The organism is Pseudomonas sp. PvP027, assembly GCF_017833005.1.
Lineage (GTDB): Bacteria > Pseudomonadota > Gammaproteobacteria > Pseudomonadales > Pseudomonadaceae > Aquipseudomonas > Aquipseudomonas congelans.
The window spans coordinates 3604976-3616882 of record NZ_JAFIBK010000001.1 but is presented as its reverse complement, the minus strand read 5'-3'; the positions used below and the strand labels follow the sequence as shown (position 1 = coordinate 3616882).

Below are 11907 nucleotides of genomic sequence, written 5' to 3'. Positions count from 1 at the left end.
ATTTCATTCACCGAAGGCACTCATAACTCGACAAATCCACGCTAACACCGGGAGAATAGCGGCCTGCCGACAGGAGTCCCCAATGCGTCGTTTGTTTGTTTTGCTGTTGATGTTCTGCACCTCACCTGCCTGGGCAGACAGCTACGATCAGTTGTACAAGTCTGCAGGCTGGCCGGAACAGCGCGCGCATTTCAACGATGCCCTCAAGGCTGCCCAACAGCGTTACAGCAACAACCTGCCGCCCGCGGTTTATCAAGCGCTGGTCAACAACAGTAATCAGCGTTTCGCCCCACAGGCCATGGACCAGCGCGCGTCGAAGCGCCTGCGTGAAAGCCTCAAGGACCCTGCCCCGTCGCTGCAGTTTTTCCAGTCGCCGCTGGGCCGCAAGATCGTCAATGCCGAGCTGACCGCCACCCGCGCCGATCAACTGGCCAAACATGCACAGGGGCTGCCGCATATCGAAGCGGACGCGACGCGTCAGTTGTTGATCGGCCATCTGGCCCAGGCGCTGCCTGCCAGAGAGGCCGGCGCGGAAGTCAGCCTTGCCATCGCAGGCGTTGCTGCAGATAGCCTGAGCCAGATGATTCCCGGCCTGCTGGGCGGAGGCCAGGCGCAGGGCATGCTCGAAGGCCAGCGCGAGCGACTGATGGCGCAGATGAGTGCTGATCTGAACAACACGCTGCTGTACGTCTATCGCGACCTGTCGGACCCTGAGCTCGAAGAGTTCTCGACCTTCGCCGAGTCGCCGGAAGGCAAAGCCTATTATCAGGCCGCTCTGGCCGCGATTCGTGCCGGGCTGGCCGTCGGGCAGAGTGCGTCGAGCCTCAATCCCGGACAGTAAAAACCGTTCAGGCCTTCAAGCGCCTGAGGTCAAAGGAATGGACACCATCGTATGAAAGACTCATTGGCCCTGCTCGCCACCGCTATCGTCATGGCCTTTTTCTCATGGCTGTTCTGGAGTTCTCTGGGACAGGACGCCTTTGCCGTGTTCGGGGCGCTGATGCTCGTCGTACTGGCCGTTGAAAACTCTCGCCTGCGCCGCCAGGTAAAGGCGCTGCAGGCCGGCAAGGCTGAAAAAGTCTAACGAAGTCGCCCTTCCAGAAAATCAAAGTACCGGGCCCGCAGCTCTGGCGTTTCGTTGGCCAGATGATGTCGGGCATGCCCCAGCATCAGAATCTGCGGCTGGCTGAACTTGTCTTTCAGGATCGCCAGATTGTGCGACCAGTCGACCGTCATGTCCGCCTCACCCTGAATGATCAGTGGGCTGCGCAGGCTGCGCGGCGCGCTTTCAACGCGCACGATCCATTGCGCCAGCGCGCCGACCCAGGCAGTCGGCAGCCGCAACGGCTGTAACGGATCGGCCAGCAGAAAAGGCAGGAACGCGGGCGCGTTGGAGTTTTCCGTGAAACGGCGGGCAATGCCATTCACGAACGGCTTGAGCAGGTGATAACTCAGACGCGACCAGCCCCAGGCACGCGGCCTGACCAGCGGCGCCAGCAGGATCACCTCACCCTGCGCCGGCGAGTCAGCCCCCTGATGAAGCAGGTGATCCGTCACGATGGCACCGCCCATGCTTTGTCCGCACAGGTGCCAGGGATGTGGCAGCCCAAGGCCCTCGGCTTCGAGCAGCAAGCGTTGCAACACCAACTGATACTCGGCGAAGTCATTGATGCAGGCACGATTGCCGCTCGACAGACCATGCCCCGGCAGGTCACAGGCGATCACGGCAAAGCCCTGTGCCAGAGCCCACTCGATCACATGCCGATACAGCCCCATGTGGTCATAGAAACCGTGAAACAGAAACAGCGTGGCAACCGGATTTTCAGGCAGCCATACCTGCCCCACCACCTCGTAGCCCGCCACATCGAGACGCCCCAGCCAGCTGCGTATGACGTTTTCGCCGCCCAGTCCGGCCAGACCATAGAAACGCTGGTAGGCCTGGGCATCCAGAGAAAGCGGATCAATAACGCTCAGCGGCAGCAGGCTGGCACGCAGGTTATCGGGGTCAAACGTGGCGGACATGTGGTTTCCAGATTTCAACAAAAGGACTCGTAAAGTTGTGTAACGATATTCTTCTGTCTGCTCCGGCATGGCAAGCTAAGCCGCTGTAATCGCAGACATCTGTCATTGAACGTGCACATTGCTGTCTGCACACTGGGCATTGCTCGCCAGCTCACCTGCCTGAGTTCGCCCTGAAGCCGCTTCAAACGGGCTCATGTGTCGGATTTCATCGAGTCAACTGCATCACAACGATAGTCTCCATTCCTGCCTACGCCATTTACAGAGAAACCGGATGAAACGCAGCCTCTTCATTCTAGCCATCATCATCGCCCTGCTTGCAGGTGGCGCGGGCTGGTACGTAAACAGCAAGTTGCCGGTACGCGACGGCGAGATCGCCATGAGCCGTCTTCAGGCCCCCGTCACCCTGAGCTACGACGAGCGTGGCGTGCCGCACATCCGCGCCGAGAACGAAGCCGACCTTTATCGTGCGCTGGGCTATGCCCATGCTCAGGACAGGCTGTTCCAGATGGAAATGCTGCGTCGCCTGGCACGCGGCGAGCTGGCAGAGGTACTCGGGCCGAACCTGGTCGAGACCGACAAACTGTTTCGTACCCTGCGCATTCGTGAACATGCGGATGCGTATGTCGCACGTCAGGACAAGAACACCCCGACCTGGAAAGCGCTGGAAGCCTACATCGACGGCATCAACCAGTACCAGGACACCCACGCAAGGCCGATGGAGTTCGACGCGCTGGGCATCCCCAGACGACACTTCACTGCCGAAGACACCGTCAGCGTCGGTGGCTACCTGGCGTACAGCTTCGCGGCAGCCTTCAGGACCGAGCCATTGCTGACGTACGTGCGCGATCAGCTTGGCCCGGATTACTTGAAAGTCTTCGATCTGGACTGGCACCCGGACGGCATGCTGGCTTCGAAGCCGGCGCTGGCCAGTGCCGACTGGAAGGGGCTGGCGCAGCTCGCTCAGTTGAGCCACAAGGCGCTGGATGATGCGGGCCTGCCGCAGTTCGAGGGCAGCAACGCCTGGGTGATTTCCGGCAGCCGCACGCAAAGCGGCAAACCGATACTGGCCGGTGACCCGCACATTCGCTTCTCGGTGCCTTCGGTGTGGTACGAAGCGCAGCTGTCTGCACCGGGCTTTGAGTTGTACGGACACTTTCCTGCACTCAACCCGTTCGCGTTTCTGGGGCACAACATGGATTTCGGCTGGAGCCTGACCATGTTCCAGAACGATGACGTGGACCTGATTGCCGAAAAGACCAACCCGGCTAACCCGAATCAGGTCTGGTACCACGGGCAATGGGCGGACATGAAACGCACCGAGCAGCAAATCACCGTCAAAGGCCAGGCCCCGGTCACACTGACGCTGCTGGAGTCACCGCACGGCCCTATCGTCAATAATGTGATGGGCAAGAACGCCGGTCAGACGCCGATTGCCATGTGGTGGTCTTTTCTGGTGTCTGCCAACCCGGTACTGGATGGCTTCTACCAGGCCAACCGTGCCGACACTCTGGACAAGATGCGTAGCGCGGCCGAGAAGATTCAGTCGCCGGGCCTCAATATCGTCTGGGCCAACGCCAAGGGCGATATCGGCTGGTGGGCCGCAGCGCAACTGCCGATCCGTCCGCAAGGCGTCAACCCGGGCTTCATTCTGGATGGCAGCACCGCGCAGGCCGACAAAGAGGGCTTCTACCCATTCAGCGCCAACCCGCACGAAGAAAATCCGGCGCGTGGTTACATCGTATCGGCCAACTTCCAGCCGCAGTCGCCGACCGGCATGCAGATTCCCGGCTATTACAACCCGGCTGAACGTGGCCAGGCGCTCAACCGGCAACTGAGTGACTCCAGCATAAAGTGGGACCTGGCCGCCAACAAAGCGCTGCAACTGGGCACGCAGACCGACTATGCACCAAGCATTCTCAGGCCATTGATTCCGGTACTGCGCAGCGTCGTCAGCGACCCGGACGAACTGGCACTCGTGGAGCGGCTGGCCAGCTGGAAAGGCGATTACCCCGTCGATTCGGTGGGTGCCACGCTGTTCAATCAGTTCCTGTTCGACCTGACCGAAGAGACCTTTCACGACGAGCTGGGCGACGCGATGTTTGAAACACTGCTCTCGGCCCGCGTACTGGACGCCGCCCTGCCGCGCCTGGCCGCCGATGCCGATTCGCCATGGTGGAACAATCGCAATTCACCGCACGAAGAAAGCCGCGCCAACACCGTCAAGGTGGCCTGGCGCGCCAGTGTTTCGCATTTGAGGTCGCTGTACGGCACCAACCCGGACGAATGGGTGTGGGGCAAGGCGCATACCCTGACTCAAGGCCATCCGCTGGGTTCGCAGAAGCCGCTGGACATGATTTTCAACGTCGGCCCGTACGCAGCGCCGGGCACGCATGAAGTACCGAACAACCTGTCGTCGAGCATCCGCCCTGCCCCGTGGCCAGTCGGCTACGGCCCCTCGACCCGCCGCCTGATCGACTTTGCCGACCCGGCACACAGCCTGGGGATAAACCCGGTAGGACAAAGCGGCGTGCCGTTCGACAAGCACTATTCCGATCAGGCCAAAGCCTTCGTGAATGGCGAGTACCTGCCCCAGCGCTTCAGCGAGAAGGACGTGGCCAGGCACACGGAAGGGGTTTTGCGGCTGGTGCCGGGGGCGTAGCGACACTCTCTGCGCCGAGCCCGGAAACGGGGCTTCTTCCCGGAGGGCGTGGGAGCGAGCCTGCTCGCGAACTGTCGGGAACCGACAGTGAAACCGTCAAGTGCGGTACATCAGGCACAACCGAGATCGCTGGTTTTGCTGTCGGTCCCCGGCAGTTCGCGAACAAGTTCGCTCCTACGCCCTTCGGGCAGAATCAAGAGCAGACTTGCGACCAACGTCTTCGCGAACAAGTTCGCGCCTACGCCCTTCGGGCAGAATCAAGAGCAGACTTGCGACCAACGTCTTCGCGAGCAAGTTCGCTCCTACGCCCTTCGGGCAGAATCAAGAGCGGACTTGTGTATCCGCGTTCAGGTCTTCACGCCGCCGGAGCGCGCCTCGGATCAGGCTGCTTCCAGGCGTCTGCCGCGCTTTCCTCGATAGCCTGTTGAATCGCACGCTTGCGGTTGTTTTCGGCGCGGCGGGTGAAGAACCAGACCAGAAAGGTCGCCAGTGAAACGGCCAGCAGGATCAGGCTCGCCACTGCGTTGATTTCAGGCTTCACACCCAGACGCACGGCGGAGAACACTTCCATCGGCAAGGTCGTCGAACCGGGCCCGGAAACGAAGCTGGCGAGTACCAGGTCGTCCAGCGACAGCGCGAAGGACATCATCCCCCCGGCTGCCAGCGATGGCGCGATCATCGGGATGGTGATCAGCAAGAACACCTTCCACGGGCGGGCACCCAGGTCCATTGCGGCCTCTTCGATCGACAGGTCCAGCTCACGCAGGCGCGCCGATACCACCACAGCCACATAGGCCGCACAGAACGTCGTGTGCGCGATCCAGATGGTCATGATGCCGCGTTCCTGCGGCCAGCCGATCAACTGCGCCATGGCCACGAACAGCAGCAACAGCGACAGACCGGTGATCACTTCCGGCATTACCAGCGGAGCGGTGACCAGCCCGCCAAAGAACGTGCGGCCCTTGAAGCGGCTGATGCGGGTCAGCACGAACGCAGCCATGGTCCCCAGCGCCACCGCAGCAATGGCGGTATAGCAGGCGATTTCCAGCGAGCGCATCACCGAGCCCATCAGTTGCGAGTTGTCCAGCAGGCCGACGTACCACTTCACCGACCAGCCGCCCCAGACCGTCACCAGTTGCGAGGCGTTGAACGAGTAGATGACCAGAATCACCATCGGCGCATAGATGAACAGCAAACCCAGAACCAGCATCAGGTTCGAGAATCGAAAGCGGTTCATGCCTTGCCCTCCAGTTCTTTGGCCTGACTGCGGTTGAACAGGATAATGGGCACGATCAGCACCAGCAGCATGATGACCGCCAGCGCCGAAGCCACCGGCCAGTCACGGTTGTTGAAGAATTCCTGCCACAGCACGCGGCCGATCATCAGGGTTTCCGGGCCGCCGAGCAGCTCGGGAATCACGAACTCGCCCACCACCGGAATGAATACCAGCATGCAGCCGGCGATCACGCCGTTCTTGGACAGCGGTACGGTGATTTTCCAGAAGCTGTTGAAGGTGCTCGAACCCAGGTCAGACGCAGCCTCCAGCAGGCTGGTGTCGTGCTTCACAAGGTTGGCGTACAGCGGCAGGATCATGAACGGCAGGTAGGAATAGACCACGCCGATGTACACCGCCAGGTTGGTGTTGAGGATCTGCAACGGCGCATCGATCAGCCCCAGCCACATCAGGAACGCATTGAGCAGCCCGTTGTTGCTGAGGATGCCCATCCAGGCGTAGACGCGGATCAGGATCGCCGTCCAGGTCGGCATCATGATCAGCAGCAACAGCACGGTTTGCAGGTCCTTGCGGGCGCTGGCGATGGCGTAGGCCATCGGATAGCCGATCAGCAGGCACAGCAAGGTGCTGATGAAGGCCATCTTCAGCGAGCCCAGATAGGCCGAAACGTACAGGTCATCGCCACTGAGCAGGGTGTAGTTGGCGAAGTTGAGGACCATCTGCAGCTTTTCATCGGCGTAGCTGAAGATTTCGGTGTACGGCGGGATCGCGACGTCGGCCTCGGCGAAGCTGATCTTGAGCACGATCAGAAACGGCAGGGCAAAGAACAGGAACAGCCAGAGGAACGGCACGCCGATGACCATCTGCCGCCCGTTGGGCTTTATGCGCTCGAAAGCGCGCTTGATCTTGCGGATTTTCATGAGCGCAGTACCACGCCGCTGTCGTCTTCCCACCAGACGTAGACTTCATCGCCCCAGGTAGGCCGTGCGCCCTGACGCTCGGCGTTGGCGACGAACGACTGCACCAGCTTGCCGCCCGGCAGCTCGACGTAGAACACCGAATGACCGCCCAGATAGGCGATGTCATGGACCTTGCCGCGCGACCAGTTGTATTCGAAGGCTGGCTGCTCGGTGGTGATCAGCAGTTTCTCCGGACGCAGTGCGTAGGTGATGTGCTTGTCTTCCACTGAGGTACTGACGCCGTGACCGACATAGATATTGCGCTCCAGCTCAGGGCTGCGGATCAGCGCATGCGCTTCCATGTCCTCGATCACGTCACCTTCGAACAGGTTGACGCTGCCGATGAATTCGCAGACCAGACGGCTGGTCGGAGTCTCGTAGATGTCGATCGGGCTGCCGATCTGCGCGATCCAGCCCAGGTGCATGATCGCGATGCGCTCGGCCATGGTCATGGCCTCTTCCTGATCGTGAGTCACCATCACGCAGGTCACGCCGACGCGCTCGATGATTTCCACCAGTTCCAGCTGCATCTGCGAACGCAGTTTCTTGTCCAGCGCGCCCATCGGCTCGTCGAGCAGCAACAGCTTGGGCTTTTTGGCCAGCGACCGGGCCAGAGCCACACGCTGACGCTGACCGCCGGAGAGCTGGTGCGGCTTGCGCTTGGCGTATTGGGTCATCTGCACCAGCTTGAGCATTTCCGCCACGCGGGCGTCGATTTCCGACTTGCCCAGCTTGTCCTGCTTCAGGCCGAAGGCGATGTTGTCCGCCACGGTCATGTGCGGGAACAGCGCATAGGACTGGAACATCATGTTGATCGGCCGCTCGTACGGCGGCATGTCGGTGATGTCGACACCGTCGAGGTAGATGCGGCCTTCGGTCGGCCGTTCGAACCCGGCCAGCATGCGCAGCAGTGTCGATTTGCCGGAGCCAGAGCCGCCAAGCAGGGCGAAGATCTCGCCCTTGTTGATCTGCAGGGACACATCGTCCACCGCGATCGTCTCGTCGAACTTTTTCGTGACCCGATCAATCCTGACCAGCACCTCTTTGGGTTGCTGACCGCCTTCGATGGCTTTCTTGTAGGCGCCGGAGGCAACTGCCATGGGTGAAACTCCCAACAGGTAGGCAACCCGGCCCGTATGGCCGGGTGCTGGATTTTTATTTGCCCGACTTGACCTTGGTCCAGCTGCGGGTCATCAGACGTTGCACCTTGGGTGGCAACTCGCTGTTCACGAACAGGCGGTCCAGTACTTCCTGAGGCGGATAAACCGCTTCATCGGTACGGATGCTCTGGTCCATGAACTCGCCGGAGGCGGGATTGGGGTTGGCGTAGCCGACTTCATCGCTGACCTTGGCAATCACCTTGGGGTCGAGCATGTAGTTGATGAAAGCACTGGCCGCCTTGATGTTCTTCGAGTCCGCCGGGATCGCCAGCATGTCGAACCACAGGTTGCCGCCCTCTTTCGGAATGCTGTAGGCGATCTTCACGCCCTTGCCCGCTTCTTCAGCCCGGGATTTGGCCTGGAACACGTCACCCGAAAAACCGGCCGCGACGCAAATGTCGCCATTGGCCAGGTCGGTGATGTATTTGGAGGAGTGGAAATAGGTCACGTAAGGACGAATCGCCAGCAGCTTGGCTTCGGCCTTCTTGTAATCGGCTTCCTTGGTGCTGTTGGGGTCCAGCCCCATGTAGTTGAGCACCGCTGGCAACATTTCATCGGCAGAGTCCAGAAACGCTACGCCGCAGCTGGAGAGCTTCTTGATGTTCTCCGGTTCGAACAGCACGGCCCAGGAGTCGATCTTGTCGACGCCCAGTGCTGCCTTGACCTTCTCGACGTTGTAACCGATGCCGTTGGTTCCCCACAGGTACGGCACGGCGTACTGGTTACCCGGATCGTTCTTCTCCAGACGCTTGAGCAGCGCCGGGTCGAGATTCTTGTAGTTGGGCAGCAGCGACTTGTCGAGCTTCTGAAACGCGCCGGCCTTGATCTGCTTGCCGAGGAAGTGATTGGACGGCACCACCACGTCATAGCCCGTGCGTCCGGCCAGCAGCTTGGCTTCCAGGGTTTCGTTGGAGTCGAACACGTCGTACATCGGCTTGATGCCGGTTGCGGCTTCGAAGTCCGCCAGGGTGGTCTTGCCGATGTAATCGGACCAGTTATAAATATGCACGGTGGACTCGGCCTGGGCACTGATCGACAGTGTCAGCCCGGCAGCCGCCAGCAAGGCTTTGGAAAGAATAGAAATAGACAAAGAATGAGTCCTTTTAACAGAGGGGCCTGAGCGCCGGAGGGCGTCCGGAAAACCAAACCGGCGCGCAACTTACCGTCTATGCGTCCAACCAGCAAAGGTTTAGGCAATATTCCTGTCTGCTGGATGCTGCGCGGCCAAGGCTACGCAGCATCCACAGGTTTGATGACAGACTTATTTACCTGACTTTATCTTGGTCCAGCTGCGGGTCATGATCCGCTGCGTGGCAGCAGGCAAGTCTGCGATTGCATACAGTTTGGCCTGAACGTCGGCAGGTGGATAAACGCCAGGGTCACTGGTGATTTCCTTGTCGACCAGCGCCGTAGCCGCCGCATTGCCGTTCGGGAAGCGCACGGCGTTGGTGATCTCGGCCATGATTTCCGGCTTCATCAGGAAGGTCATGAACTTGTAGGCACCCTCGACGTTTTCGGCATCCTTGGGAATGGCGACCATGTCATAGAAGCTGCCGGCGCCTTCTTTCGGAATATTGTAGGCAACCTTGACCTTGCCACCGGCTTCGGCAGCACGGGATTTGGCCTGGTAGATATCACCCGAGTAGCCGACGGCGACGCAAATGTTGCCGTTGGCCAGGTCCGAGATGTACTTGGAAGAGTGGAAGTAGCCAATCGACGGACGAATCTTCATGAACAGCGCTTCAGCTTCGGCGATCTGCTTCTTGTCCTGAGAATCGGTCGGGTAACCCAGGTAATGCAGGGCGATCGGCAGCATTTCGGTCGGCGAATCGAGGAAGCTGATGCCGCACGACTTCAGCTTGGCAGCGTTCTCGGGCTTGAACAGCAGGTCCCAGGAATTGACTGGCGCGTCAGCACCCAGCGCGGCCTTGACCTTGTCCGGGTTGATGCCGATACCGATAGAACCCCACATGTACGGGAATGCGTGCTTGTTATCCGGGTCGCTGACCGACACGGCCTTGAGCAGCGATTCGTTGAGGTTCTTCCAGTTCGGCAGCTTGGACTTGTCCAGCTCCTGATAAACGCCGGCCTTGATCTGCTTGGCCAGGAAGTTGTTGGACGGTACGACGATGTCATAGCCGGATTTGCCAGCGAGCAATTTGGCTTCGAGCGTCTCGTTGCTGTCGAAAACATCGTAGACCACCTTGATGCCCGATTCTTTCTCGAACTTGGCAACGGTGTCCGGCGCGATGTAATCGGACCAGTTATAGACGTGCAGCACTTTGTCATCGGCCTGCGCAGCAGTGGCCACAACGCCCATCAGGGACAGCGCGAGAAGGGTCTTGCCAAATTTTTTCATGCGTAGCTCCAATGTATTTTTATCACTGACCGTCAGTTAGCGGCGTGTAGCCATTAGTCTGGCAACTTCCTGGGCAGGCTTTCAAGCCAAAGCCCCTCAAACAATGCACATTGCGCTCGAATCGACGCTTTTTTCGCGTTTTCAGCCCTGCAACACCGCCAGCGTCAGATCCAGGCATTTGCGCGCCGTCTCTACCAACTCGTCGATTTGCGCAAAACTGATCACCAGCGGCGGCGCAATGATCATGGTATCGCCCACAGCCCGCATGATCAGGCCATTATCGAAGCAGAAGGTTCGACAGATCATTCCCGCGCCCTTGTCGGTATAGCGCTCGCGGGTGGCCTTGTCCTTCACCAGTTCGATGGCCCCAAGCAGCCCGACACCCCGGACTTCGCCCACCAGCGGATGATCGCTCAACTCACGCAAACGCTTTTGCAAATACGGTGCCGTTTCCGACCTGACCCGTTCGACGATCTTTTCTTCGCGCAGGATACGGATGTTCTCCAGCGCAACCGCGGCCGCCACCGGGTGTCCGGAGTAGGTAAAGCCATGATTGAAATCGCCGCCCTCATTGAGCACCGCGACGATTTCATCGCGCACGATCAGGCCGCCCATCGGGACGTAACCGGAAGTCAGTCCTTTGGCGATGGTCATCATGTCGGGCTTGAGGCCATAGAAATCGCTACCGAACCACTCACTGGTACGCCCGAAGCCACAAATCACCTCATCGGCGGCGAACAGGATGTCGTAGCGGGAGAGAATTTCCTTGATCTTCGGCCAGTAAGAGTAAGGCGGGACGATCACACCGCCTGCGCCTTGGATCGGCTCGGCAATGAACGCACCGACGTTCTCGACGCCCAGCTCGAGAATTTTCTTTTCCAGTTGCTCTGCAGCCCAGATGCCAAACGCGTCCGGCGTCATGTCGCCGCCTTCGCCGAACCAGTATGGCTGTGGAATGTGCACCACCCCCGGAATCGGCAGGTCGCCCTGCTCGTGCATGTACGTCATGCCACCCAGGCTGGCACCGGCGACAGTGGAGCCGTGATAGCCATTGACGCGGCTGATGATGGTTTTCTTGTTCGGCTGGCCTTTCAGTGCCCAGTAATGACGGACCATGCGCAGCATCGTGTCATTGCCTTCGGAGCCTGAACCGGTAAAGAACACATGGTTCATGCCCTGCGGTGCAATCTCGGAAATGGCCTTGGCCAGCTCCAGCACCGGCGGGTGGGCGGTCTGGAAAAACAGGTTGTAGTACGGCAGCTCGCGCATCTGTTTGCTGGCTGCGTCGGCCAGTTCTTCGCGGCCATAACCGATGGCCACGCACCACAGGCCGGACATGCCGTCGAGGATCTTGTTGCCCTCGCTGTCCCACAGATAAACGCCCTCGGCACGGGTGATGATGCGCGGGCCCTTCTCTTTCAACTGTTTGTAGTCGCTGAACGGTGCCAGATGATGCTCGCTGCTCAGGGCCTGCCATTCGAGGGTTTGCGGGTTGTTGGCACTCATGCAGCACT

At 59.8% G+C, this 11907-nt stretch carries 10 protein-coding genes; 3 read left to right on the top strand and 7 right to left on the bottom strand.

Translation table 11 applies throughout. The annotated features are described in order from the left end of the window. Window positions 1–82: 82 nt before the first annotated feature. Together JOE33_RS15430 and JOE33_RS15425 are read left to right on the top strand one after the other, a co-directional pair. A complete protein-coding gene (locus JOE33_RS15430) occupies window positions 83–841 on the top strand; it encodes a DUF2059 domain-containing protein (RefSeq protein WP_003372151.1) in 759 nt (252 codons plus the stop codon). 51 nt (window positions 842–892) lie between these two features. Then, entirely contained in the window at window positions 893–1084 is a 192-nt protein-coding gene (locus tag JOE33_RS15425; protein WP_096126348.1) for a hypothetical protein, read from the top strand. Here JOE33_RS15425 and JOE33_RS15420 read toward each other — a convergent pair. Next, window positions 1081–2022: an alpha/beta hydrolase gene (locus JOE33_RS15420; protein ID WP_032614394.1), complete on the bottom strand. Its 942-nt coding sequence runs from the start codon at window positions 2020–2022 to the stop codon at window positions 1081–1083. The two genes, JOE33_RS15425 and JOE33_RS15420, sit on opposite strands and share 4 nt — an antisense overlap. A gap of 271 nt (window positions 2023–2293) precedes the next feature. Here JOE33_RS15420 and JOE33_RS15415 point away from each other — a divergent pair, with 271 nt between their 5' ends. Continuing rightward, a complete protein-coding gene (locus tag JOE33_RS15415) occupies window positions 2294–4681 on the top strand; it encodes a penicillin acylase family protein (protein ID WP_187625498.1) in 2388 nt (795 codons plus the stop codon). Window positions 4682–5036: 355 nt separating this feature from the next. Here the strand turns inward: JOE33_RS15415 and JOE33_RS15410 are convergent, their stop codons facing one another. The 6 genes from JOE33_RS15410 to JOE33_RS15385 all read right to left on the bottom strand — a co-directional run bounded on the left by JOE33_RS15410 (window position 5037) and on the right by JOE33_RS15385 (window position 11899). After that, complete coding sequence (locus tag JOE33_RS15410; protein ID WP_003394422.1) at window positions 5037–5918, bottom strand: ABC transporter permease subunit; 882 nt, start codon at window positions 5916–5918, stop codon at window positions 5037–5039. Beyond that, window positions 5915–6835: an ABC transporter permease subunit gene (locus JOE33_RS15405; protein WP_003372160.1), complete on the bottom strand. Its 921-nt coding sequence runs from the start codon at window positions 6833–6835 to the stop codon at window positions 5915–5917. The genes JOE33_RS15410 and JOE33_RS15405 overlap by 4 nt, the downstream gene beginning before the upstream one ends. Next, entirely contained in the window at window positions 6832–7974 is a 1143-nt protein-coding gene (gene potA, locus JOE33_RS15400; RefSeq protein WP_010438884.1) for a polyamine ABC transporter ATP-binding protein, read from the bottom strand. Before potA ends, JOE33_RS15405 begins: the two co-directional genes overlap by 4 nt. A 55-nt stretch (window positions 7975–8029) precedes the next feature. Further along, window positions 8030–9124, bottom strand: coding sequence for a polyamine ABC transporter substrate-binding protein (locus JOE33_RS15395; RefSeq protein WP_032614398.1), 1095 nt, complete (start codon window positions 9122–9124; stop codon window positions 8030–8032). Window positions 9125–9295: 171 nt separating this feature from the next. Beyond that, on the bottom strand, window positions 9296–10393 hold the full coding sequence (locus JOE33_RS15390; protein WP_032614400.1) for a polyamine ABC transporter substrate-binding protein: 1098 nt from the start codon (window positions 10391–10393) through the stop codon (window positions 9296–9298). Between the two features lie 141 nt (window positions 10394–10534). Further along, on the bottom strand, window positions 10535–11899 hold the full coding sequence (locus tag JOE33_RS15385; RefSeq protein ID WP_187625499.1) for an aspartate aminotransferase family protein: 1365 nt from the start codon (window positions 11897–11899) through the stop codon (window positions 10535–10537). Between the last annotated feature and the right edge of the window lie 8 nt (window positions 11900–11907).